Below are 22,039 nucleotides of genomic sequence, written 5' to 3'. Positions count from 1 at the left end.
CCTCGCGTGACCTTCGATCATTTGGGATCCTGGTCAGAACCGGGGAGAGGAGCTCGACAATGCGGGCGATCTGGAAGGGTGCCGTCTCGTTCGGCCTGGTCTCGATCGCGGTGAAGCTCTTCTCCGCAACCGAGGAGAAGGACATCCGCTTCCACCAGGTCCACCGCGAGGACGGCGGGCGGATCAGGTACAAGCGCACCTGCTCGGTCTGTGGCGAGGAGGTGAGCTACGACGACATCGCCAAGGGGTACGACATCGGCGGCGGCGAGATGGTGGTGCTCACCGACGCCGACTTCGCCGACCTGCCGCTGAGCACCTCGCACGCGATCGACGTGCTGGAGTTCGTGCCGGCCGAGCAGGTCGACCCGATCCTCTACAACAAGGCGTACTTCCTGGAGCCGGAGGGCACCGCCACCAAGCCGTACGTGCTGCTGCGGGACGCGCTGGTCGACTCCGAGCGGGTGGCGATCGTGAAGATCGCGCTGCGCCAGCGGGAGCAGCTGGCGACGCTACGGGTCCGGGAGGGTGTGCTGCTGCTCAACACCATGCTCTGGCCGGACGAGATACGCAAACCGGACTTCGGTTTCCTGGGCGAGGACATCACCGTCCGCCCCCCGGAGCTGGCGATGGCGAGTTCGCTGATCGACTCGATGGCCGGCGAGTTCGAGCCGGACGCCTTCACCGACGACTACCGGGCCGCGTTGCAGGAGGTCATCGACGCCAAGGTGGAGGGGCGCGAGGTGGTGCAGCCGGAGGAGGTCGAGGAGGCCCCGGCCGCCGCGGTGGACCTGATGGCGGCGCTCAAGGCGTCCGTGGAGCGGGCCAAGGCCGCCCGGGGCGAGTCGGCCGCCGAGCCGACGCCGATCTCGGCGGCGAAGTCGGCCCGGAAGACCCCGGCGGAGAAGCCGGCCGCCCCGGCGAAGAAGGCGGCCGGGAAGGCCGCCGCTCCGGCCAAGAAGACCACCGCGAAGAAGACCACGGAGAAGAAGACCGCCGCGAAGAAGGCCGAGCCGGCGGGGAAGACCACCGGGAAGGCCGCCGAGGAGAAGACCGGGGCCAGGAAGGCCGCCCCGAAGAAGGCGGCCCGCAAGACCGCCTGATCCCGGCTTCTCGCCGTCCTCGGCCTGGCCTTCCCGCCGGCCTCAGCCCTGCTTGAGCCGCTGGGTCGGGGTGACCCTGACGATCAGGCGCACCTCGTTCGGCTTGCGGAACGGGTAGCTGTCCTCGTTGAGGTACTTCTTCGCCATCTTGTCGATGTGCTCGTCGGCACCCTCGGCGGTGATCTCGACGGTGCCCTTGACCCAGAGGGTGCGGTAGTCGTTCGCCCGGTCCGAGATCGAGATCCCGACGACCGGGTTGCGCTCCATGTTGCGGTGCTTCACCCGCCCCTGAGCGGTGTTGAAGATGATGTGTTCGCCGTCCGTGTCCACCCACACCGGGGTGACGTGCGGGGTGCCGTCGGCTTCGACGGTGGCCACGTGGGCCAGCTGCGGCTCGTTCAGGAGGGCAATGTCGTCTGCGGTGAGGAACGCCATGGCCGAAATCTACCGGCCCCCGGCCGCCGCCACCGCCCGACGCACCCGGACCCCGCCTTCTCCGGCGTCCGTCCGCGCCCCCTGCCTGCGGGGCATCGATCCGGGTACCGTTTGCGTCGACCTCGGCCCGGCACCGGCGCCGACCCACCTTCATCGCTACAGGGAGTTCACGACGTGAGTGAGCGCGCGGAGAGCCGGTCCACCGGCCAGAGCACGGCGAGCAAGTCGGAGCGGCGGCTGGCCGCCAAGCTGGCCGCCCAGAAGGCCGCCGAGGCGAAGCGTCGCCGGCAGTCGATGCTCGGGGCGCTCGCCGGTCTGGCCGTGGTCGCCGTGATCGTGGCGGCGTTCCTGGTCTTCGGGGGCAACGACGACGAGCCGGTCGGGGAGACGGCGAGCGCCCCGTCGGCCGGGGCGACGTCCGGCGCGCCGGACGCGCCGGACGCGCCCGCCCCCGGCGCCCCGCAGCTGCCCGAGGGCGCGGACCCGGCGCTGGGCACCAAGCCGACGGTGACCAAGGGCGAGGGTGACCTGACCAAGCTCACCGTCACCCCGCTGATCAAGGGCACCGGCCCGGCCACCAAGGCCGGACAGCAGATCACGGTCAACTACGTCGGCGTGTTCTACAAGACCGGGGAGGAGTTCGACGCCTCCTGGAAGACCGGCCAGCCGTTCACCTTCCAGGTGGGTGCCGGTCAGGTGATCCCGGGTTGGGACCAGGGCCTGGTCGGGGTGAACGTGGGCAGCCGGGTCCAGCTCGACCTCCCGGCCGACCTGGCGTACGGCGAGAACGCCGCCGGTGGTCGTCCGGCCGGCCCGCTGCGCTTCGTGGTCGACGTCCTCGCCGCACAGTGACCGAATTCCTGGTGGCGGCCGGGTGCCGGCCGCCACCAGGATCGACACCGGCAGGGACGCGCGGGACACGGAGGGGCATGTGACGAACCAGGACGAAGCGGGGCGTACCGCTCGGGTGCTGTGGACCTACTACGAGCCGCTGCACGTGGTCACCTACTTCCATCCCCGGGCCCGGGCCGCCTTCGAGGCGGTCGGGCTGCGCGGCTACTGGCGGGGGTACTTCGCCGGACGGGCCGCCCCGCTGGGCGCGACCGGTCCCGCCCCGGTGGTCGCCACGTTCTTCAGCTTCGCGCCGGCCATGGTCGAGCGGGCCCTCCCGGCCGTCTGGCAGCTCGCCAGCCCCGAGGAGGCGCTGCGGGCCCGGCTCACCGGCGCGGTCCAGGCGCTCGCCGAGCTGACCTACGAACTGCCGGAGGAGCACCTGGTCGAGGCGGCCGACCTGCTGGAGGCCGCCGCCGGGGCGGTCGAGCCGGGCGGCCGGGTGCTCGGCGCGGCCAACGCCGCCCTGGCCCTGGCCGAGTACCCGCTGGCCCGGCTCTGGCAGGCCGCCACCACGCTGCGCGAGCACCGGGGTGACGGGCACGTCGCGGCGCTGGTCGCCGCCGGCCTCGACCCGGTGGAGACGCTGGCGTTCAAGATCGCCGACGGGATGGCCCCGATCATGCTGACCGGCCGGGGCTGGACCGAGGAGCAGTGGCACGCGGCCCGCGACCGGCTGGTCGGGCGGGGCTGGCTGACCCCGGAGGGGAAGCCGTCCGAGGCGGGCCGGGCCGGGTTCCGGGCGGTCGAGGAGGCCACCGACGCGGCCGCCGCCCACCCGTGGCGGGCCCTCGGCGCGGAACGCGTCGCGCGACTGCGGGAACTGCTGGACCCGCTGGCCCGTCGCTGCCACACCGTCATCCCGCCGGGCAACCCGATCGGCCTGCCGACCCTGCTCACGGAGGCGTGAGACATGACGGACGCGGTGATCTTCGACCTGGACGGCGTGATCGTGGACTCCGAGCCGGTCTGGGAGGAGGTCCGCCGGGCGTACGTGGCGGCGCACGGCGGCAACTGGCAACCGGACACCCAGCGCCGGCTGATGGGGATGAGCACCGGCGAGTGGGCCCGGTACCTCAGCGGTGAGCTGGGCGTGGACCGGACCGCCGGGCAGGTCGCCGCCGAGGTGGTCGACGAGATGGCCCGCCGGTACGCCGACCGGGTGCCGGTGATCGACGGCGCGGTGGACGTGGTGCGCCGGCTGGCCGGGCGGTGGCCGCTCGGGCTGGCCAGCTCGTCGCCGACCCGGCTGATCGCGGCGGCGCTGGCCGCCACCGGGCTGACCGACGCGTTCGGCGCGACCCTCTCCACCGAGGAGACCGCGCACGGCAAGCCCGCCCCCGACGTGTACCTGACGGTGGCCGGGCGGCTCGGGGTGGACCCGGCCCGCTGCGTGGCGGTGGAGGACTCGTCCAACGGGGTACGCTCGGCCGCCGCGGCCGGGATGCGGGTGGTGGCGGTGCCGCACGGCGCGTACCCGCTGGACCCGGACGCCGAACGCCTCGCGGCGGTGGTGCTGCCGGCGATCGGGGACCTCACCCCGGAGGTGGTGGACCGGCTCGGCTGAACCCGCCGCGCACGGCGGCCCGCCCGCCTACGGTCGAGGTCATGAGGGCTGTGGTGTACGCGGGGCCGCACGACGTCCGGGTGACCGAGGTGCCGGACCCGAGGATCGAGGATCCGAACGACGTCGTCGTCCGGGTCACGACGACCGCGATCTGCGGTTCCGACCTGCACATGTACGAGGGTCGGACGGACGCCGAACCGGGCATCGTCTTCGGTCACGAGAACATGGGCACGATCGTGGAGACCGGGCCGGGCGTGGTCAGCCTGCGCACCGGTGACCGGGTCAGCATGCCGTTCAACGTGGCCTGCGGGTTCTGCCGCAACTGCCGGGCCGGCCGGACCGGGTTCTGCCTGACGGTGAACCCCGGCTTCGCCGGTGGCGCGTACGGCTACGTGTCGATGGGGCCGTACCGGGGCGGGCAGGCCGAGTACCTTCGGGTGCCGTTCGCCGACTTCAACTGCCTGAAGCTGCCGCCGGGCACCGAGCACGAGAACGACTTCGCGATGCTCGCCGACATCTTCCCCACCGGGTACCACGGGGTGGCGATGACCGGGCTGCGGCCGGGCGAGACCATCACCGTGATGGGCGGCGGGCCGGTCGGGCTGATGGCCGCGTACTCGGCGCTGCTGATGGGGGCGGCCGAGGTGTTCGTGGTGGACAAGGTGCCGGACCGGCTGCGGCTGGCCGAGTCGATCGGGGCGACCGCGATCGACTTCACCGCCGGTGACCCGGTGGCGCAGATCCGGGAGCGTACCGGCGGTACCGGCACCGACCGGGGCGTGGACGCGGTCGGCTACCAGGCGCACGGCGCGGGTGGCGAGGAGCAGCCGGCGGCGGTGTTGAACAGCCTGATCGACGTGGTCCGGGCGACCGGCACGATCGGGGTGGTCGGGCTCTACCTGGCGCACGACCCGGGTGCGCCGGACGCGCACTCCGGCCGGGGCGAGCTGCTGGTCAAGGTGGGCACCTTCTTCGAGAAGGGCCTCCGGATGGGCAGCGGGCAGGCCAACGTCAAGGCGTACAACGAGTACCTGCGGAACCTGATCGTCGCCGGCCGGGCCCGGCCGAGCTTCGTGGTGAGCAAGGAGCTGCCGCTGGACGACGCGCCCGACGCGTACCAGCGTTTCGACCGGCGGGAGGCAGGCTACTCGAAGGTGGTACTCAAGCCGGCCGCGTGAGGAGAGACGATGAAGGCGATCGTGTACGAGCACAACGGCGACCCCTCGGTGCTGACGGTGGTGGACCGGCCGGTCCCGGAGCCGGGTCCGGGTGAGGTGCTGGTACGGCTCGCGGTCGCCGGGGTGAACCCGACCGACTGGAAGGCCCGGCGGCAGTGGCCGCTGCCGGCCGGGTGGCAGACGCCGGGGCAGGACGGCGCGGGGGTGGTCGAGGCGGTCGGCACCGGGCTGGACCGGCGGCTGATCGGCGAGCGGGTCTGGGTGTGGGAGGCGGCCTGGCAGCGGCCCTGGGGGACGGCTGCGGAGTACACGGTGGTGCCGGCCCGGCAGGCGGTGCCGCTCGGCGACGCCTCCTTCGACCTGGGAGCCTGCCTGGGCATACCGTTCCTGACCGCGCACCGCTGCCTGACCGTCGGGGAGACCGTGCCGGACACCCTGCACGCCGGGGCGCTCACCGGCCGGGTGGTGCTGGTGCAGGGCGGGGCCGGTGCGGTGGGCAACGCGGCGGTGCAGCTGGCCCGGTGGGCCGACGCGACGGTGGTCGCCACGGTCAGCAGCCCGGAGAAGGCGCAGTTGGCGGCGGCGGCCGGCGCCGACCATGTGATCGACTACCGGCGGCAGGACGTGGTCGAGGAGGTCCGGCGGATCTCGCCCGACGGGGTGGACACCGTGGTGGAGGTCTCCGCCGCCCGCAACGCCGCCGCCGACGTACGGATGCTGCGGCCGGGCGCGGTGGTCGCCGTGTACGCCGACGACGGTGGCGAGGAGGTGACGCTGCCGGTGCGGGCGCTGATGGTGCCGAACGCCCGGTGGCAGTTCGTGCTGGTCTACACCATGCCGTGGCCGGCGAAAGGTCGGGCGATCGAGGACGTGTCGGCGGCGGTGGCGCAGGGGCACGTACGGGTGGGCGAGGCGGCGGGCCTGCCGCTGCACCACCATCCGCTGGCCGCGACGGCGGCGGCGCACACCGCCGTGGAGAACGCGGTGGTCGGGAAGGTGCTGGTCAGCACCAGCGGGAGCTGACGGCCGGGCCGTTCACCGCCAGCGAGAGCTGACGGCCGGGCCGTTCACCGCCAGCGAGAGCTGACGGCCGGGCCGGCGGCCAGTGGTTCGCCCCGGTTTCCGCCGACCGGGGGACCGATCCGCCGTCCTGCGGGCAAACGTGAGGAAGATTCGCAACAATGCAGGTGCGGGCACGACCCGCAAGAGCGGGCGGCCCCGGCGCGGTGCGAACGCCGGGGCCGCTCCTGGGGAGGGAGAGTTAGGAGTATCGCCCCTCCCCTTCAGGCGTCGAGACGCCCGAGACTGTTACACCGCCACTTCGTGCACCCGGAGCCCGCCCTCGGCGTACCGCGAGCGGACCACCTTCTTGTCGAGCTTGCCCACGCTGGTCTTCGGTACCGCGTCGACGAACGCCCAGCGTTCGGGCAGTTGCCAGCGCGCCACCGTACCGGCGAGGAACTCCCGCAACTCCTCCGGCGTGACCGAGGCCCCCGGCGAGAGCACCACCGTGGCGAGTGGCCGCTCGCCCCACCGGTCGTCCGGCACCCCGACCACACACGCCTCCGTCACGGCGGGATGAGCCATCAGCGCGTTCTCCAGCTCCACCGAGGAGATCCACTCACCACCGGACTTGATCACGTCCTTGGCCCGGTCGGTGAGGGTGATGAAACCGTCCGCGGAGAGCGTACCGACGTCACCGGTGCGGAGCCATCCGTCGCGGAACTTCTCGTCCGTAGGGGTGGTCTCGCCGACGTAACGGGCAGTCACCCAGGGGCCGCGTACCTCCAGCTCGCCCACCGAAACGCCGTCGGCCGGCAACGGTTCGCCGGCCGGGCCGACGATCCGGGCGGCCACCCCGGCCGGCACCCGCCCCTGGGTGTAGCGGTAGCGCCAGGCTTCCGCGCCGGTCGCCCCGGCCGGCGGTCGGGCCACCGAGCCGAGCGGAGACATCTCGGTCATCCCCCAGGCGTGGATCACGTCGATGCCGTACCGCTCGAACTCGTGCATCAGCACCGGCGGGCAGGCCGACCCGCCGACGATCACCTCCCGCAGCGAGGAGACGTCCACCTGGTGGGTGTCCAGGTACGCCAGCAGGTCGAGCCAGATGGTCGGCACCGCGCCGGCCAGGGTCGGCCGCTCGGCGGCGATCATCTCGGCGATCGGCGCGGCCTGGAGGAAGCGGTCCGGCATCACCAGCGAGGCCCCGGAGAGGAACGCCGCGTACGGCAGCCCCCAGGACATCGCGTGGAACATCGGCACGATGGCCAGCTCCCGGTCGTGCGGGCCGAGCCCGAAGCCCTCCGGCAGGCAGATCTGGAGCGAGTGCAGGTAGATCGAGCGGTGCGAGTAGGCGACACCCTTCGGGTGGCCGGTGGTCCCCGACGTGTAGCAGAGCGCGGCGGCGTCGCGTTCGTCCAGCTCCGGCCAGTCGAAGGTGTCCGGCCGGTCGGCCAGCAGGGCGTCCCAGTGGTGTACGGCGATCCGGTCGCCGGCCGCCGCCAGCAGCGCCGCCGGGTCCCCCTCGCCGACCACCACCACGTGCCGGACCGTGGTCATCTCCCCGATCACCCTGGCCAGCAGCGGGATCAGCGTGCCGTCGACCAGCACCACCCGGTCCTCGGCGTGGTTGGCGATGTAGGTGACCTGCTCCGGGAAGAGCCGGATGTTCAGGGTGTGCAGTACCGCGCCCATGCTGGGCACCGCGAAGTACGCCACCAGGTGCTCGTTGTTGTTCCACATGAAGGTGGCGACCCGTTCGTCGCCGGTCACCCCGCACTCGTCGCGCAACGCGTGGGCCAGCCGGGCCGCGGCCCGGCCCACCTCGGCGTACGACATCCGGCGGGGTTCCGCGCCGGTCCAGGTGACCACCTCGGCCGTGCCGTGCACGGTGGACCCGTGTTCGAGGATGCGAGCGACCTGGAGCGGAAGATCCATCATCGTGCTACGCATGAGTAACAAACTAGTGTCGCGGATAACAGGTTGGGAACCCCCGTACATTGGGCCGGGTGAGCGTCTCCTGGGCCGAGTCGTACGTCGGGCAGCTACGCGCGCTGGCCGGCGACCGCACCCTGATGTTCGTCGGCGCACGGGCCGTGCTGTCCGACCAGGCCGGTAGGGTGCTGCTGATCCAGCGCTCCGACAACGGCCACTGGTCGCTGCCGGCCGGCGCGATGGAGCTGGGCGAGTCGATCGCCGACTGTGCCGTCCGCGAGGTCCGCGAGGAGACCGGGCTGCGGGCGCTGCGGGTCTCCGCGTTCGCCCTCTACACCGGACCGGACCGGATCCACACCAACATGTACGGCCACACGTACCAGGTCTTCACCGCCGCGTTCCGGGTCGACGAGTGGGACGGCGAGCTGGCCCGGGTCACCGACGAGACCACCGACGCCGGCTGGTTCCACCCGGACGGGTTCCCGGCCCCGCTCTCCGGGTCGGTCCCCGAGACCCTCGCCGACCTGGCGGTGTTCGACCAGACCAACCGGCTGATCCTCAAATAGTCGGAGTTAGGTAAGCCTCACCTGAGGAAAATCCCTGGACAGCGCCGGCCGGGCCGACGAGCATTCCGGTACGTGCTGATCAGCCTGCTCCGCCGTGCGGCGATCGACCTGACGCCGCTACGCACCTCCCGGGACTACCGGCTGGTCTTCAGCGCGGCCGGCATCTCCAGCTTCGGGTCGTTCATCACCTACGTCACCCTGCCGTACCAGGTGTACCAGCTCACCGGGGACCCACTGCTGGTCGGGCTGATCGGCGTCTGTGAACTCGTACCGCTGCTGGTGATGGCGTTCGTCGGCGGCGCGCTCGCCGACTACCTGGACCGCCGGCTGCTGGTCCTCGGCGGCGAGATCGGCTTCACGGTGCTCTGCGGGGTACTGCTGGTCAACTCGCTCGGCCACCAGCCGCAGCTCTGGCTGCTCTACCTGGTGGCCGCGCTGACCGCCGCCCTGGACGGGCTGCAACGACCGGCCATGGAGGGGCTGACCCCGCGCATCGTCGCGCCGGACCAGATCCCGGCGGCCAGCGCGCTGAACTCGCTGCGCATGCAGCTCGCCCAACTCGGTGGTCCCGGCCTGGCCGGCATCCTGATCGCCACCGTCGACCTGGCCTGGGTGTACGCCTTCGACCTGGCCACCTTCGCGGTCTCGCTGGTCTGCCTGGCCCTGGTCCGCGCGGTGCCGCCGCCCCCGGCCGCCGACCGGCCGTCGCTGCGCTCGGTGGTCACCGGCCTGCGGTACGCCCGCAGCCGCCCCGAACTGCTCGGCACCTACCTGGTGGACATCAACGCGATGTTCTTCGGCATGCCGCAGGCGCTCTACCCGTTCATGGCCGAGAAGCTGGGTGGGCCGTCGGTGCTCGGGCTGCTCTACGCCGCCCCGGCGGTCGGCTCGATGGTCGCCACGCTCGGCTCCGGCTGGACCGCCCGGGTGCACCGGCACGGCCTGATGGTCGTCCTCGCCGCCGGGGCCTGGGGGCTGGCGATCCTCGTCGTCGGCCTGGTCGACTCGCTGTGGCTGGTGCTGCTCTTCCTGGCCCTGGCCGGCGCGGCGGACATGGTCTCCGGCCTGTTCCGCATGATCATCTGGAACCAGACCATCCCCGACCACCTGCGCGGCCGGCTCGCCGGCATCGAGATGCTGTCCTACTCCACCGGCCCGCTGCTCGGTCAGCTCCGCTCCGGGTTGGCCGCCCGGTGGATCGGCGTCAACGGCTCCATCGTCTCCGGCGGGGTGCTCTGCGTGGTCGGCACCGTCGCGCTCGCCGCCCTGCTGCCCGCCTTCGTCCGGTACGACGGCCGGAGCGGGCTGGCCCGCAAACAGGCGGAGGACGCGGCCTGGGCGGCCTCCGCCGCCGACCGCGCCCCCACCGGAGGTGCCGACCGCGCCCCCACCGGAGGTGCCGACCGCGCCCCCGCCTGAGGTACGGGGAGCACTACCTCGCGAACCGCTCGACGATCGCGGCGCAGAACGCCGGCAGGTCGTCCGGCTTCCGGCTGCTCACCAGGTTGCCGTCGACCACGCACTCCTCGTCCACCCAGTCCGCCCCGGCGTTCGTCAGGTCGGTACGCAGGCTCGGCCAGCTCGTCATCCGCCGGCCCCGCACCACGTCCGCCTCGATCAACGTCCACGGACCGTGGCAGATCACCCCGATCGGCTTGCCCTGCTCCTGGAAACTCCGGACGAACCGGACCGCGTCCGGGTCGGTGCGCAGGAAGTCCGGGTTCGCCACCCCACCGGGCAGCACCAACGCGTCGTACGCCCCGGCGTCCGCCTGCGCGACCGGCACGTCCACGTCGTACGACGTCGACGGGTCGAGGTGGTTGAACGCCGTGACCTTCCCGGCCTTCAGCGAGACCAGCTCGGTCCGCGCCCCGGCCTTCTCCACCGCCTCGCGCGGCTGGACGTACTCCACCTCCTCCACGCCGTCGGTGGCGAGGAACGCGACCCGCTTGCCCTCCAGTACTCGCCCTGCCATCAGCCAGTCTCCTTCCGTCTCGTCCTCGGTGACTCCGCTTCTCCTGTTCCTGGTTGGGGTTCCCGGGGCGGAAGGGACGAAACACGGCGTGCGGTCCGCCACTGCCGGCGGCGGACCGGGGACCGGGTTTGACCTGGGGAGGTGCGGGGATCCCGCAGGGTATGGCAGGAGCAGCAGCGGAACAGCGCAGGCTCGCCACCGTCGTGGAGAGCTGGCGGGCCCGACCCGTCCTGGTCATCGGTGACGCCATGCTCGACGAGTGGCGGTTCGCCGACTCCGACCGGCTCTGCCGGGAGGCGCCCGCCCCGGTGCTCACCCTCCGACGGCGCATCTCCGCCGCCGGCGGCGCGGCGAACACGGCGGTCAACCTGGCCGCCCTCGGTGGCCTGGCCGCGCTGGTCGCGCCGGTCGGCGCGGACGTGGCCGGGGACGAACTACACGACTGCCTGGACCGGGCCGGCGTCTGGGACCGGACGGTCAACCAGCCCGGCCGGCACACCCCGGTCAAACGCCGGATGCTCGCCGGCAACCAGATCCTGCTGCGCGAGGACTCCGGCGAGCCCGACGACGTGCTGACCGACGACGGGGTGGCCCGGTTGATCACGGCGGTGGAGTGCGCGATCGAGGAACTGCGGGCCGCCAGCGGCGGGAGCGTACCGACCCTGGTGGTCTGCGACTACGGCCTCGGGGCGCTCTCCGCGCCGATCCGCGCCTGGCTGGTCGCGAACCGGCACCGCTTCGCCACCGTGGCCCTGGACGCGCACGACCTGGCCGACTGGCGGGGGCTCGCCCCGACCGTGGTGACCCCCAGCTTCGCCGAGGCCACCCGGCTGCTCGCCCGCGCCAACGCCGCCGCCGCGCACCCGGCCGGTGCGGCGGACGTCGCTCTTCATCCCGACCCGCCGGACGGCCCGTCCGAACTCGTCGTCGGCACCGCCCCGGGCGCGGCCCGGACGGCCCGGGGCGGCGAACGGACGCACGCGGACGTGCCGCCCGCCACCGGCCCGACCGGCGAGCCGACCCCCGGCGAGGAGCGGATGTCGCTGACCGGGGACGGCCTCAGCATCACCGGTACCGGCGTGACCATCGCCGCGACGGACGGACCCCGGACCGCCAACGGCGGCGGACCCCACCGGGCCGCCGGCCCGAACGGTCCGTCCGCCCCGGACGACGCGGAGCAGACCAGCACCGACCGGGTCCTGCTCGCCCAGGCCCGCCTCGCCGAACTGCGCGAACACACCGGAGCCGACGTGGTGGCGGTCACCCTGGACACCGAGGGCGCGGTCGTCGGCGGGGCCGAGGGCGAGTCCCGGCGCAGCCGCGCCACCCCGGTCCCGGCCAGCCACGCGGTGGGGGCCGGCGACGCCTACCTGGCCGCGATGACCCTGGCGCTGGCCGCCGAAGCGCCACTGCCGACCGCCGCCCAACTGGCCCAGCTCGCCGCGACCATCACCGTCTCGGACACCGGCACCTGCGTGTGCCGCCGGCAGGACCTGCTCGCCGCGCTCGGCGTCGACGCCGCCGGGGCCGGGCGTACGGTGGTGGTAACCCCCGACGACCTGGCGGCCATCGTGGCGGAACACCGCGATGCGGGCCGCTCGGTGGTCTTCACCAACGGCTGCTTCGACGTGCTGCACCCCGGGCACGTGCGCTACCTGCAACAGGCCGCCGAACTGGGTGACCTGCTGATCGTCGCGGTCAACTCGGACGACAGCGTACGCCGGCTCAAGGGCCCGGACCGGCCGGTCAACCCGGTCGAGGACCGCAGCGCGCTGCTCGCCGCGCTCTCCTGTGTGGACCACGTGGTGGTCTTCGAGGAGGACTCCCCGGCCGTGCTGATCGAGACGGTCCGCCCGGACGTGTACGTCAAGGGCGGCGACTACCCGCCCGAGATGGTGCCCGAGGCACCACTGGTCCGTCGCCTCGGCGGGCAGGTACGCACCCTCGGGTACGTCCCCGACCGGTCCACCTCGGCGATCATCGAGCGGATCCGCGCCCAGCAGGTGTCCACCGGGGAGCCCGCCCCGAACGGGAACGGCGACCGGGAGCCCTACCCGAACGGCAACGGCGACCGGGAGCCCTACCCGAACGGGAACGGCGACCGGGGCACGCTGACCGGCCGGACACCGTGAATCGCCCGCTCGACCCCGGTACGCCGGACGCGTTCCGCCGGGAGCGGACGCTGGACGTGCTGATCCCCACCCGCAACCGGCCCACCGAACTGGCGGTCACCCTCTCCGGGCTGGCCGCCCAGGAGGGCGTACCCGGGTTCGGGGTGGTGGTCAGCGACCAGTCCGACGGCGAGCCGGGCTGGCGGCATCCGGCCGCCGCCACCATGGTCCGGGCGCTGCGGCACCGGGGCTGTCCGGTGCTGCTGACCCGGCGGCTGCCGAGACGCGGGCTGGCCGAGCACCGGGCGTACCTGCTGGACCGCTCGACCGCCCGGTACGTGCTCTGCCTCGACGACGACGTCTGGCTGGAACCGGGCACCCTGCGCCGGCTGGTCACCGCGATCGGCGAGCTGGGCTGCGGGTTCGTCGGCAACGCGGTGCACGGGCTGTCCTACGCCGACGACGTGCGCCCGGAGACCCACCGGCACTACCGGGAGTGGACCGGCCGGCCGGTCCCCGAGACCGTACGCCCCGACACCCCCGAGTGGCAGCGGGCGTCGATCCACTCCGCGGCGAACCTGCTGCACGTGACCGAGCAGCTGGACCTGCCGCCGGGGGCCTGGCGGGCGTACCGGGTCTCCTGGATCGGTGGCTGCGTGCTCTACGACCGGGCCGCGCTGGTCGCGGCGGGCGGCTTCGACTTCTGGCGGCTGCTGCACGAACGGCACCAGGGCGAGGACGTGGCCGCCCAGCTCGCCGTGCTCGCCCGGTACGGCGGGGCCGGCATCGTGCCCAGCGGGGCGTACCACCTGGAGTCACCGACCACCGTGACCGAACGGGACGTCGAGGCGTGGCAGGTGGTCGTCACCCGGCTCTGAGCAGTTCGCGGGCTGTCTCGACGACCTCCACGGTGGGTACGTCGGTGACGAAGGAGTCCCGGTGCGGGCACTCGCCGTCGCCGGGTCGGGCCGGGTACACGCCCCGGGTGCAGTCGACGCCGCAGACCGGGCAGTGCACCGTCCAGGACATGATCGGGCGGTGCCGGCCACGCAGCAGGTGCCCCGAGTTGATCAGGTTGCCGACCCAGTACACCCCGATCGTCGCCGCGCCCACCGCCGCCGCCAGGTGCAGCGGGCCGGTGTCGTTGGAGATCACCAGGGCGCAGCCGGCGTAGCAGGCGGCCAGCGCGCCGAGGTCGAGCGTGCCGACCTGGGGGCGTACCGGCACCTTGGCGGCGGCGACCACCCGGTCGACCAGTTCCTGTTCGGCGGGGGTGCCGGTGACCAGCACCTCGTACCCGTCGGCGACGAGTTCCCGGGCCACCTCGGCGAACCGGCCGGCCGGCCAGCGTCGCCGGGTGTCGGTCGCGCCGGGGTGCAGCGCGACCCTCGGCCGGTCCGGGTCGCCGAGCACCCGCCGCGCCTCGGCCCGGTCGGCGTCGGTGACCGGGAAGCGCGGTACGACGGTGGTGGCGGGCGCGCCCACCAGCCCGACGACCTCCAGGTAGCGCAGCACCTCGTTCTGGTAGTAGACGTACCGGATCCAGCGGTCCAGCGGGGGCGCGTCCTCGGCCCGCAGCCCGGCGGTGAGCCGCGCCCCGAGCCCGTTGACGAGCGGGTTCGAGTTGCCGCCCCCGCCGTGCAGTTGCAGCGCCAGGTCGAAGCGTTCCGCCCGGGCGGCGGCCAGGAAGCGGGCCGGCTCCGACGCCGGCTCGCCCCGTACCGGGTCCCGGATGCCCGGGGCCGGGGGCACCACCAGCACCCGGTCCACCGGGCCGGGCCGGTCGCGCAACAGCTCCGCGTGCCAGGGCGCGCCGAGCAGCACCAGCTCCGCCTCCGGGTACGCGGCCCGCAGCGCGTCCAGGGCGGGCAGGACGAAGACGAAGTCGCCGAGCGCGTTGGCCCGCAGCACGGCGATCCGCTCGACGTCCGGTACCCGGTCGGCGACCGGTTCGAGGAGGGCCGGGGCGACCATTTCCGCTACGGCCGGTCGATCTCGTCGGTGGCGTCCGGGTGGTGCAGCTCCCGCTCGGCGGCCCGGTCGACCAGGCCGGGCGTACCCCGGTCGGCCGACGCGGCGGAGCCCCGGTGGCCCCGGCTGCCGTTGGTGGAGCGCAGCTGGCCGATGGTGATGGTGCGCGGCGCGGGTCGGGCCGCCCGGGGCAGCCGGACCCGGAGCAGACCGTGGTCCATCACCGCGTCGATCGCGTCCGGTTCCACCCGGGACGGCAGGTCGATCCGGTACTCGAAGCCCCGGGTCTCCAGCCCGCCGGGGATGCCGTGGTCGGCGTTGACCTCGGCTTCCGACCGGGCCCGCACGCAGAGTTCCCGGTCGTCGAGTTCGACGGCCACCTCCTCCGGGGCCACCCCGGGCAGCCGGACGACGACCTCCCACCCGTCGGCGGTCTCGGTCAGCTCCACCTCGGGCGGGCCGGACCGGCCGCCGACCAGCCGGCTCAGCTCGGCGCGCAGCGACTGCAACTCGCCCATCGGGTCCCAGCCCCCCGGCTGCCGGCCGCGCCAGCCCCGGCCCGAGCCGTCGCCGTGCGGCTCGCTCACCGTGCCTCCCCGACCCGGTGCGCGGTCGCCGAGGGGCGCAGCGAGCTGGGCGCATTCAGGTCGGCCTCCCGGTCGACCCCGACGCCGAGCCGGTCGACGAGTTCCCCGCCGAGCCAGCCGCTGATGCCCAGCAGGGCCAGAGCGACCACCTCGATCGCGATGAGCGCGCCTCCGGCCGCCCGCGAGTCCGCGTTGAACCGGACCACCCAGACGGCGGCGAAGAGCAGGATCACCGCCAGGTTGGCGGCGGCGTGGGTGAGCGCCACCCGCTTGGCCCGGGTACCGGTCGGGATGGCGAGCAGGTCGAAGGCCCCCGCGGCGGCGGCCAGCACCCCCATCACCAGGGCCACGCTGATGTTCCAGTACGCCACCTCGCCGAGGACGGCGGGGCCGCCGAGCGTGTCGACCACGTCGAAGAAGACCGCGGTCACCAGCAGGCCGAACGGGAACATCACCAGCATCGGGTGTACGGGGTGCCCCAGCACCTTCAGTCGGCTCTCCATCTTGGCCTCCCGGGATCGTCGGATCGGACGGACCGTACGCGGCGGGGGACACCCACCGGGCACGGTCGCAGCGACAGGCCCCGCCGGTACGTGGCGGCGGCGCGCACCACCGGCACGCGGCGACGGGCACCGCCTGGGGCGGTACCCGCGCACCTCGCGCACGAACCTCGCCCTGGCCGCCGCCCCGGGCTGGTGGGGGCGGCCCACCGGCTTCCCGGCGTGGGCGCTGTCATCCGGGTCAACGCACGGGGAGGGACAACGTGACGATGGAGATCACGAACGCGGAGCACGGCCCCGGCCCGACCGCGCGGGAGGTCGGAGCCGGGGCCGTGTCCACCCGAGTGTCCGTCAGTGCCGGCCGGAGGTGGGACCGGCCGGGCCGGTCGTCACCGGCACCAGGCGAACAGCTCGGGGTTGGTGGTGTGCAGCTTCACGACCGCACCGAGGGAGAGGTACGAGCCGGCCGGCAGGTCCGCGAAGATCGGCCCGTTCACCGGGTCGGCCAGCGTGGCGTAGTCGACCTGCTTCTGCGCGGCGGCTTCGAGCAGGCCGAGGCTCTTGAGGGTGCCGAGGCCGGCCTGCACGCAGGCGGCTCCCGGGTTGGCGGGTCCGGCGGCCGAGGCCGGCGCGGCGACGGCGAGGCTCGCGGCGAGGCCAGCGGCGGCGAGGCCACCGACGGTCATCATCTTCTTCTTCATGCTGGTTCCCTCTCTGTGACAGCTCCAGGGACGGTCCTGCCTCCTCTTCGTCCGGTCCGGACGCCCTGGATGCGCCGGCCCGGATCTTTTCAGCGGTACCGGGAGGGGTTGGGACGTCGCCGCCGGGCGGTGCAGGGCGCGCTGTGCTCGGTGGGCAGGGCACACCGGCCGCCGGCGGGCAGCAGCCGGTCACAGAACACCCGGTGCCGTACGCCCTGCGCGTCCTCCTCGGACACGGTCACCTCACCGGCGTCCACACAGGTCGTGACCAGGGCGAGCGCCCGGACGGCGGTGCGGGCGAAGATCCGCGCCCGGTTGAGGTCGGGTACCAGTACCGGCAGGTGGATGACCCACCGGTTCCGGGGCGCGGTCACCATCGGGCCAGCTCACGGTGATTCGGCCGCTGAGCGGACTGCCAGGTACGCAGGGCGTGCTTGATCCGGGCGTTCTCCTCACGTACGGCGGTCAGGGCGGTCTGGGCGACGGCCAGTTCGTCGGCGACCCGGGCGAGGAACAAGGTGATCTCGGCCGGGTCGGCTCCCCGGCGGCGCAGGGTGAAGCGCCGTTCCCGGATGCGTTCCGGCGAGAGCGGCGGGTGCCGGTTGTCGTGGGTGGACGGGGGACGTGGACGGTGCCGGCCCCGGGAGGAGAGCCGGCGCAGGAGCGCGCGCACGGGTGACCGCCTTCCAGAAGTCAGGTGATGTTCGCCGAAGTGGTGTTTCCTAGATGTGGGGGTGCCCCTGCTGGTTCGGGTCCGGCCGGGACACCCCCGCCCTGTCCTGCGCAGCCACGACCGGCGGACGACGACAGGGCCGCCCCGGGAACCGGGGAACGGGCAGCCGGCCGGGGGAAGCAGCCGACCACCCACCTCAGGGCAGGTGTGTTGAAGCATCGATGCCGTCCGTACGAGAGGTGCCAACCGACCGCCGGTGCCGCATCGCAGTCAAGACGCTACCGAGCGCTACAACCTCTGTCAACGCTGTCTTCCCTAGCTAATCTGTCTACACGTGCTGATCTTCGTCTGCCCACAGTCGTTGCCCGGTCACGAAACGGTGATCGATACTGGGAGCGCCAACCGACTGCAAGGGGCCTCCACGTGCCGATTCCTCCCACCATGGACGAGTTGCTCGCTGATCTCGTGAAGCGCATCGAGAGCGGGGAGTTCTCGCCGGGCTCTCAGATTCCGTCCACCCGCGAACTCTCCGACCACTACGACCTGTCCCACTCGACCATCCACAGGGCGGTGGCCAAATTGCGTGAACAGGGCGTTCTGGTCGGTCGGCCCGGCCGGGGCGTCTTCGTCGCCGAACGGTGAGCCGGACGGCGAGGTGATCGTGGTGGCTTCTGGCCCCTCTGAGGGCCCTTTCCCACCACGATCCGCCCTGCGGGTCGCGCTCTACGACGCGGAGAACGGGTGGGGAGCGGACGACGCGTTCTTCCTCGGGGTGGCCGGGGAGACCCCGGACGCCCGGGTGCTCGACCTGGGGTGCGGGACGGGCCGGCTGACGGTGGCCCTGGCCGCCGCCGGGCACCGGGTGACCGGGGTCGACCCGGACCGGGCCGCGCTCGACGCCGCCCGCGCGAAGCCGGGCGCGGAGCGGGTGACCTGGATCGAGGGCACCTCGGCGGTGCTGTCGGATCAGGCGTTCGAGGTGGCCGTGCTGACCAGCCACGTGACCCAGGTCTTCCGCACCGACCAGGAGTGGAACGCCGTCCTCGCCGACCTGCGCCGGGCGCTCGTACCGGGTGGGCGGCTGGTTTTCGACACGCGCGACCCGACGGCCCGGAGCTGGGAACGGTGGAACCCGGTCGACTCACGACGGAACCTGCGCCTGCCGGACGGCCGCCCGGTGGACGCCTGGACCGAGGTCACCGAGGTCATCGACGTCGCCGGCGAGCTGGTCACCTTCACCCACCACTACCGGCTGCCCGACCAGGAACTGCGGCACACCGAAACCCTGCGGTTCCGGGACCAGGCCACCATCCGTGCCTCGCTCGCCGCGCACGGCTTCGCCGTTCAGCACCTGTACGGGGGGTGGCGGCGGGAGGCCGTGGGCGCGGCGGACGGCGAGCTGATCGTGCTCGCCCGCGCCACCGCCCCACAGCTCGACGGCAGGCTACTCGGGCCGAACATCACTGTCAGTGCGGAATCCATCGACCCCGAACATGTCCCGGCAGGGCTCCAACCCGGTCACCGTGACCGGCACCAGCGGACGCCCGACCCGCTCCCAGTCCGCCCTGGTCAGCCGCAGTCGTTGGCTGACCAGCACCTGACCGTCGCGGACGTCCCGGCTGATCCCGTCCGGTCGGTACCCGAGCCTGCGGGAAACCGCGAGCGGCGCGGGGTTGTCCGCGAACGACGCGGTGGTGGCGTGCGCGGCCCCGAGCCCGGCGAAGGCCAGGTGCAGCGCGGCGGCCCGCATCTCGGTGCCGATCCCCCGCCCCTGGTACGCCAGGCCCAGCCAGGAACCGGTACCGACCTCGCGGCGGACCGCGAAGTCCTGCCCGTGCATCTCCTGCACGCCGACCGGCCGGCCGTCGACGAAGACCACCAGGTCGAGCACCCAGGACTGCGGCGTCCACGCACCCCTACGCCGCCAGTGCTTCTGGATCAGGATGCGGGACCGTTCGGCGGGGGTGCCCTCGGTCCACGGCACCAGGAACGGACGCTGGTCCGGTGGGTGTACGCCCCGGGCCGCCACGTCCGCCAGCGCCGCGAGTTCGGCCTCGGTGGGCAGGCGAAGCTCCAGCCGGGCGGTGGTCACCCGCAGCCCCAGCAGGGGCCAGTGATCGACGAGCACGTCAGTCCCCGGTCCACCGATCGACGGCCGGTTTCCAGCGCAGCCACTTCCGTGCGACCTCGGTGGGCAGGTCGACCTCGTGGTGGCGGGCCAGCAGCAGCACCTGGCACAAGACGTCGGCCAGTTCGGCCCGGAAACCCTCGTCGATCTCCCCGGCGGTGAGTTCCTTGGTCCGGGCCTGGCCGGTCCGCATCAGGTACGCCTGGGTCAGCTCGCCCACCTCCTCCTGGAGCTTGAGCAGGAACCAGGTCGCATCCTGGGTTATCCCGTGCCGCCGGGCGTAGGCACGCGACACCGCCTCGACCTCATCGGTCAACTGGCGCAGATCCATCCGGTTAGCGTAACGACGAGAGGGCACCCGAACGCGTGCCAGACTCACCGTCATGACTTCGGGCGCGATCACTGCGGCAGCGGCGGGGACGTGGCGGCTCGGAGGGCTGGCCGTCAACCGGGTCGGGTTCGGCAGCATGCGGCTGCCCCAGACGGGTCCGGCGTTCGCCTCCGACGCCCCGCCACGGGACCGGCACCAGGCGATCGAGGTGCTACGTCGGGCGGTCGAACTGGGCGTGAACCACGTCGACACGGCGGCCTTCTACTTCTCGCGGCTGCGCGCGGCAAACGAGCTGATCAACCAGGCGTTGTCCCCGTACCCGGACGACCTGGTCATCGCCACGAAGGTCGGGCCGCGCCGGGACTCCTCCGGCGGGTGGCTGCCGCCGGCAACCCCGGAACAGTTGCGGGGCGACGTCGAGGAGAACCTGCGCCAGCTCGGCCGCGACCATCTCGACGTGGTGAACCTGCGGGTGTCCGGGCCCGGCCCGATCGCCGAGCACTTCGGTGCCCTGGCCGCGCTGCGCGACGGCGGCCTGATCCGGCACCTCGGCCTGTCCAACGTCCGCCCGCAACAGCTGGTCGAGGCGCAGGCCATCGCCCCCGTGGTGTGCGTACAGAACTCCTACGGCCTGGGTCACCGACCGCAGCAGGACGAGTTCGTGCGCGCCTGCGGCGCACAGGGCATCGCCTTCGTACCGTTCTTCAGCATCGCCGGTGGACGACGGGAGGCGGGCGCCGGTGACGACGAGCCCGAGGCCGTACGGGCCGTCGCGCGGGCCCGTCGGGCGACCGTCGCCCAGGTCCGGCTGGCCTGGGCGCTGCTCCGCGGACCGCACCTGCTGGTGATCCCGGGCACCGGCGACCCCGACCACCTGGTCGAGAATGTCGCCGCCGGCGCACTGGAGCTCACGCCGGACGAACTCGCCCGGCTCGACGCGGCGCACCTCGGCGTCACCTGCGGAGACGACGGTGGCGGACCCCGGTGAACGGAGAAACCCGGGCCGGGTGGCCCGGGTTTCCGTTCGTCCTGGTGTCACGGCCGACCGACGGTGCTGCCGGTGCGCCCGTCAGGAGTCGGAACCGTTCACCCCAGGAGGCGGTACTGGTAGGGGCTCGATCCGCACAGGGTCGTGGACCTGATCGAGTCGTACGTCCATCCGAACGGGATGGTGCAGGCCCACAGGCCGTTGACCGGGGTCCGCAGCCGGTACTGGTACGGCGACGCCCCGCAGGCGCTGGTGTTCTGCACCCAGTCCCAGACGTAGCCGCTCGGCACCGAGCAGGACCAGGTGCCGTCGAGGCTGAGCACCACGGGCGCGGACTCCCCGTTGATCCGGTTTCCGTACGACGCCGCATCCGCATTCGCGGGAATTGCGGCGGGACCGATGATCAGGGGAAACGCCAACGCAAGAACGGCCATTACACGACGCAGCACCGATTCCTCCAACTGATCGACGAGAGCCTTCCTGTCTCTCGAAATCGTTTCAGATCCACTTGCGTACGTCTATTTTTCGATGTTGACGATTCACGTCTGCCGCACGGACGCATCCTCGACGGCGGCCCGGCTTGCCCGGCCTGCCGAGAATGGGCCGATGGTCACAGCAGACTCCCCACCCCAACCGCGCCGACGCTCCCGGAGCCTGGTCCTCTGGTTGCCGGCCGTGGGTGCGGTGTGGCTGCTCGCCGCCGGGCTGCACCTGTTCGGTCTACGGATCGCCAACCTCTGGCTGCTCGGGACGCTCGTTCACCTGGCGGGATGGCTGGCCGCGATCACCGTCACCGCGCTCGCCGTGCTGCTGACGTGGCGCGCCGGCGGCCCGCGTCGGGCCGCGCTGGTGCTCGTACCGGGTGTGCTGGCCCCGGCGGTGATCGTGGCCGTCGACTGGACGTCGCTCTACGTGCACCACTTCTACCGCCTGCACCGGGCCGACTTCGCCGCGGCCGCCGCGCTCGACGACAAGATCACCGCCAGGTACGACGACCGCTACGGGCAACTCCTCCCCGACGACCTGCAACACCTGTCCGCCGGTGGACGGGCGGTCCGGCTCGACACCGGTGCCGACGCCGGACCGACAGCCCCGTTCCTCCCGGTACGGATCGGTAGTCCCGACGGCGCGTCCGGATACGCCCATCTCACCGGCGCGGCGATCGGCACGACGTTCGACTGCTTCGCCGCCCCCTGCCGGGTGCGGTGGTCCCTCGGCGACGGCTGGTACTGGCTCGACGGTCCCGGCTGACCGCACCCTAACCGCAAAGCCGAAACCATCTGACCTGGTCTTCTGCATGCCGCCCACCGCGTGACCCACCCGAGCCTGACGAGAGCAACGTCGATGAACGGACGTCGTGAACCTCGGCGGCCTGCCGCGCGACTGTAGGGGCGTGACAGGCG

At 72.9% G+C, this 22,039-nt stretch carries 25 protein-coding genes and 1 pseudogene; 14 read left to right on the top strand and 12 right to left on the bottom strand.

The features are described 5' to 3' along the window. The first annotated feature begins 59 nt into the window (after window positions 1-59). Window positions 60-1,100 carry a non-homologous end joining protein Ku gene (gene ku / locus PVK37_RS08575; RefSeq protein ID WP_275033261.1) on the top strand — a complete coding sequence of 347 codons (1,041 nt, stop codon included), beginning with the start codon at window positions 60-62 and terminating at the stop codon, window positions 1,098-1,100. 42 nt (window positions 1,101-1,142) lie between these two features. Here ku and PVK37_RS08570 read toward each other — a convergent pair whose 3' ends face one another. Beyond that, the gene (locus PVK37_RS08570; protein ID WP_275033260.1) at window positions 1,143-1,535 is read right to left on the bottom strand and encodes a PPOX class F420-dependent oxidoreductase; all 393 of its coding nucleotides are present in this window, start codon (window positions 1,533-1,535) and stop codon (window positions 1,143-1,145) included. 174 nt (window positions 1,536-1,709) lie between these two features. Between PVK37_RS08570 and PVK37_RS08565 the strand changes: the two genes are divergently transcribed. From PVK37_RS08565 to PVK37_RS08545, 5 genes are all read left to right on the top strand, one after another. Continuing rightward, the gene (locus PVK37_RS08565) at window positions 1,710-2,387 is read left to right on the top strand and encodes an FKBP-type peptidyl-prolyl cis-trans isomerase (protein ID WP_275033259.1); all 678 of its coding nucleotides are present in this window, start codon (window positions 1,710-1,712) and stop codon (window positions 2,385-2,387) included. A gap of 79 nt (window positions 2,388-2,466) precedes the next feature. After that, window positions 2,467-3,336 carry an SCO6745 family protein gene (locus PVK37_RS08560; protein WP_423791020.1) on the top strand — a complete coding sequence of 290 codons (870 nt, stop codon included), beginning with the start codon at window positions 2,467-2,469 and terminating at the stop codon, window positions 3,334-3,336. A 3-nt stretch (window positions 3,337-3,339) separates the two neighbouring features. Beyond that, window positions 3,340-3,993: an HAD family hydrolase gene (locus PVK37_RS08555; RefSeq protein ID WP_275033258.1), complete on the top strand. Its 654-nt coding sequence runs from the start codon at window positions 3,340-3,342 to the stop codon at window positions 3,991-3,993. Window positions 3,994-4,034: 41 nt separating this feature from the next. Then, window positions 4,035-5,171 carry a glutathione-independent formaldehyde dehydrogenase gene (locus PVK37_RS08550; protein ID WP_275033257.1) on the top strand — a complete coding sequence of 379 codons (1,137 nt, stop codon included), beginning with the start codon at window positions 4,035-4,037 and terminating at the stop codon, window positions 5,169-5,171. Between the two features lie 9 nt (window positions 5,172-5,180). Beyond that, a complete protein-coding gene (locus PVK37_RS08545; protein ID WP_275033256.1) occupies window positions 5,181-6,194 on the top strand; it encodes an NADPH:quinone reductase in 1,014 nt (337 codons plus the stop codon). A 285-nt stretch (window positions 6,195-6,479) separates the two neighbouring features. On the opposite strand, the gene PVK37_RS08540 is transcribed toward PVK37_RS08545, so the two are convergent. Further along, complete coding sequence (locus tag PVK37_RS08540) at window positions 6,480-8,123, bottom strand: fatty acid--CoA ligase (protein ID WP_275033255.1); 1,644 nt, start codon at window positions 8,121-8,123, stop codon at window positions 6,480-6,482. A gap of 56 nt (window positions 8,124-8,179) precedes the next feature. Here PVK37_RS08540 and PVK37_RS08535 point away from each other — a divergent pair, with 56 nt between their 5' ends. Next, window positions 8,180-8,671 (top strand): NUDIX domain-containing protein, encoded by a 492-nt coding sequence (locus PVK37_RS08535; RefSeq protein WP_275033254.1) that lies wholly within the window; start codon window positions 8,180-8,182, stop codon window positions 8,669-8,671. Between the two features lie 72 nt (window positions 8,672-8,743). Further along, window positions 8,744-10,090: an MFS transporter gene (locus tag PVK37_RS08530; protein ID WP_275033253.1), complete on the top strand. Its 1,347-nt coding sequence runs from the start codon at window positions 8,744-8,746 to the stop codon at window positions 10,088-10,090. Between the two features lie 13 nt (window positions 10,091-10,103). Here PVK37_RS08530 and PVK37_RS08525 read toward each other — a convergent pair whose 3' ends face one another. Next, window positions 10,104-10,646: a type 1 glutamine amidotransferase domain-containing protein gene (locus PVK37_RS08525; RefSeq protein ID WP_275033252.1), complete on the bottom strand. Its 543-nt coding sequence runs from the start codon at window positions 10,644-10,646 to the stop codon at window positions 10,104-10,106. 161 nt (window positions 10,647-10,807) lie between these two features. Between PVK37_RS08525 and rfaE2 the strand changes: the two genes are divergently transcribed. Together rfaE2 and PVK37_RS08515 are read left to right on the top strand one after the other, a co-directional pair. Further along, window positions 10,808-12,778: a D-glycero-beta-D-manno-heptose 1-phosphate adenylyltransferase gene (gene rfaE2, locus PVK37_RS08520; RefSeq protein ID WP_275033251.1), complete on the top strand. Its 1,971-nt coding sequence runs from the start codon at window positions 10,808-10,810 to the stop codon at window positions 12,776-12,778. Then, complete coding sequence (locus tag PVK37_RS08515; RefSeq protein WP_275033250.1) at window positions 12,775-13,635, top strand: glycosyltransferase family 2 protein; 861 nt, start codon at window positions 12,775-12,777, stop codon at window positions 13,633-13,635. Before rfaE2 ends, PVK37_RS08515 begins: the two co-directional genes overlap by 4 nt. On the opposite strand, the gene PVK37_RS08510 is transcribed toward PVK37_RS08515, so the two are convergent. From PVK37_RS08510 to PVK37_RS08485, 6 genes are all read right to left on the bottom strand, one after another. Then, window positions 13,622-14,731 carry a glycosyltransferase family 9 protein gene (locus PVK37_RS08510; protein ID WP_275033249.1) on the bottom strand — a complete coding sequence of 370 codons (1,110 nt, stop codon included), beginning with the start codon at window positions 14,729-14,731 and terminating at the stop codon, window positions 13,622-13,624. The two genes, PVK37_RS08515 and PVK37_RS08510, sit on opposite strands and share 14 nt — an antisense overlap. 5 nt (window positions 14,732-14,736) lie before the next feature. Beyond that, window positions 14,737-15,315, bottom strand: coding sequence for an Hsp20/alpha crystallin family protein (locus tag PVK37_RS08505; protein WP_275033248.1), 579 nt, complete (start codon window positions 15,313-15,315; stop codon window positions 14,737-14,739). Beyond that, window positions 15,312-15,818 carry a DUF2231 domain-containing protein gene (locus tag PVK37_RS08500; RefSeq protein ID WP_275033247.1) on the bottom strand — a complete coding sequence of 169 codons (507 nt, stop codon included), beginning with the start codon at window positions 15,816-15,818 and terminating at the stop codon, window positions 15,312-15,314. The genes PVK37_RS08505 and PVK37_RS08500 overlap by 4 nt, the downstream gene beginning before the upstream one ends. A gap of 386 nt (window positions 15,819-16,204) precedes the next feature. After that, window positions 16,205-16,516: a hypothetical protein gene (locus tag PVK37_RS08495; RefSeq protein WP_275033246.1), complete on the bottom strand. Its 312-nt coding sequence runs from the start codon at window positions 16,514-16,516 to the stop codon at window positions 16,205-16,207. 89 nt (window positions 16,517-16,605) lie between these two features. After that, window positions 16,606-16,893 carry a hypothetical protein gene (locus PVK37_RS08490; protein ID WP_275033244.1) on the bottom strand — a complete coding sequence of 96 codons (288 nt, stop codon included), beginning with the start codon at window positions 16,891-16,893 and terminating at the stop codon, window positions 16,606-16,608. Further along, a complete protein-coding gene (locus PVK37_RS08485; RefSeq protein WP_275033242.1) occupies window positions 16,887-17,189 on the bottom strand; it encodes a hypothetical protein in 303 nt (100 codons plus the stop codon). The genes PVK37_RS08490 and PVK37_RS08485 overlap by 7 nt, the downstream gene beginning before the upstream one ends. Before the next feature lie 423 nt (window positions 17,190-17,612). Between PVK37_RS08485 and PVK37_RS08480 the strand changes: the two genes are divergently transcribed. Both PVK37_RS08480 and PVK37_RS08475 read left to right on the top strand, forming a co-directional pair. Further along, window positions 17,613-17,831, top strand: a complete 219-nt coding sequence (locus PVK37_RS08480) for a winged helix-turn-helix domain-containing protein (RefSeq protein WP_275033240.1) — start codon at window positions 17,613-17,615, stop codon at window positions 17,829-17,831. After that, window positions 17,773-18,477: pseudogene (locus PVK37_RS08475) on the top strand (class I SAM-dependent methyltransferase); the annotation flags it as partial. The gene PVK37_RS08480 and the pseudogene PVK37_RS08475, both read left to right, overlap by 59 nt. Window positions 18,478-18,633: 156 nt before the next feature. On the opposite strand, the gene PVK37_RS08470 reads toward PVK37_RS08475, so the two are convergent. Both PVK37_RS08470 and PVK37_RS08465 read right to left on the bottom strand, forming a co-directional pair. Continuing rightward, entirely contained in the window at window positions 18,634-19,317 is a 684-nt protein-coding gene (locus PVK37_RS08470) for a GNAT family N-acetyltransferase (RefSeq protein ID WP_275033238.1), read from the bottom strand. A 1-nt stretch (window position 19,318) separates the two neighbouring features. Then, on the bottom strand, window positions 19,319-19,648 hold the full coding sequence (locus PVK37_RS08465; protein ID WP_275033235.1) for a nucleoside triphosphate pyrophosphohydrolase family protein: 330 nt from the start codon (window positions 19,646-19,648) through the stop codon (window positions 19,319-19,321). A 52-nt stretch (window positions 19,649-19,700) separates the two neighbouring features. Here PVK37_RS08465 and PVK37_RS08460 point away from each other — a divergent pair, with 52 nt between their 5' ends. Next, window positions 19,701-20,636 (top strand): oxidoreductase, encoded by a 936-nt coding sequence (locus PVK37_RS08460; RefSeq protein WP_275033233.1) that lies wholly within the window; start codon window positions 19,701-19,703, stop codon window positions 20,634-20,636. A gap of 98 nt (window positions 20,637-20,734) precedes the next feature. Here the strand turns inward: PVK37_RS08460 and PVK37_RS08455 are convergent, their stop codons facing one another. After that, window positions 20,735-20,962: a hypothetical protein gene (locus PVK37_RS08455; protein ID WP_275033232.1), complete on the bottom strand. Its 228-nt coding sequence runs from the start codon at window positions 20,960-20,962 to the stop codon at window positions 20,735-20,737. Window positions 20,963-21,242: 280 nt separating this feature from the next. Between PVK37_RS08455 and PVK37_RS08450 the strand changes: the two genes are divergently transcribed. Continuing rightward, window positions 21,243-21,887 (top strand): hypothetical protein, encoded by a 645-nt coding sequence (locus PVK37_RS08450; RefSeq protein WP_275033231.1) that lies wholly within the window; start codon window positions 21,243-21,245, stop codon window positions 21,885-21,887. Window positions 21,888-22,039: the final 152 nt, after the last annotated feature.

This window comes from Micromonospora cathayae (genome assembly GCF_028993575.1).
Classification (GTDB): Bacteria; Actinomycetota; Actinomycetes; order Mycobacteriales; family Micromonosporaceae; genus Micromonospora; species Micromonospora cathayae.
Note: the sequence above shows the minus strand (reverse complement) of the source record. Positions and strands in the feature narration are given on the sequence as shown.

Coding starts and splice junctions, on each gene's coding strand:
- PVK37_RS08500 (WP_275033247.1), bottom strand. CDS start 15,818: ATGGAGAGCCGACTGAAGGTGCTGGGGCACCCCGTACACCCGATGCTG.
- PVK37_RS08570 (WP_275033260.1), bottom strand. CDS start 1,535: ATGGCGTTCCTCACCGCAGACGACATTGCCCTCCTGAACGAGCCGCAG.
- PVK37_RS08510 (WP_275033249.1), bottom strand. CDS start 14,731: ATGGTCGCCCCGGCCCTCCTCGAACCGGTCGCCGACCGGGTACCGGAC.
- PVK37_RS08555 (WP_275033258.1), top strand. CDS start 3,340: ATGACGGACGCGGTGATCTTCGACCTGGACGGCGTGATCGTGGACTCC.
- PVK37_RS08545 (WP_275033256.1), top strand. CDS start 5,181: ATGAAGGCGATCGTGTACGAGCACAACGGCGACCCCTCGGTGCTGACG.
- PVK37_RS08495 (WP_275033246.1), bottom strand. CDS start 16,516: ATGAAGAAGAAGATGATGACCGTCGGTGGCCTCGCCGCCGCTGGCCTC.
- PVK37_RS08550 (WP_275033257.1), top strand. CDS start 4,035: ATGAGGGCTGTGGTGTACGCGGGGCCGCACGACGTCCGGGTGACCGAG.
- ku (WP_275033261.1), top strand. CDS start 60: ATGCGGGCGATCTGGAAGGGTGCCGTCTCGTTCGGCCTGGTCTCGATC.
- PVK37_RS08465 (WP_275033235.1), bottom strand. CDS start 19,648: ATGGATCTGCGCCAGTTGACCGATGAGGTCGAGGCGGTGTCGCGTGCC.
- PVK37_RS08525 (WP_275033252.1), bottom strand. CDS start 10,646: ATGGCAGGGCGAGTACTGGAGGGCAAGCGGGTCGCGTTCCTCGCCACC.
- PVK37_RS08490 (WP_275033244.1), bottom strand. CDS start 16,893: ATGGTGACCGCGCCCCGGAACCGGTGGGTCATCCACCTGCCGGTACTG.
- PVK37_RS08460 (WP_275033233.1), top strand. CDS start 19,701: ATGACTTCGGGCGCGATCACTGCGGCAGCGGCGGGGACGTGGCGGCTC.
- PVK37_RS08540 (WP_275033255.1), bottom strand. CDS start 8,123: ATGCGTAGCACGATGATGGATCTTCCGCTCCAGGTCGCTCGCATCCTC.
- rfaE2 (WP_275033251.1), top strand. CDS start 10,808: ATGGCAGGAGCAGCAGCGGAACAGCGCAGGCTCGCCACCGTCGTGGAG.
- PVK37_RS08450 (WP_275033231.1), top strand. CDS start 21,243: ATGGTCACAGCAGACTCCCCACCCCAACCGCGCCGACGCTCCCGGAGC.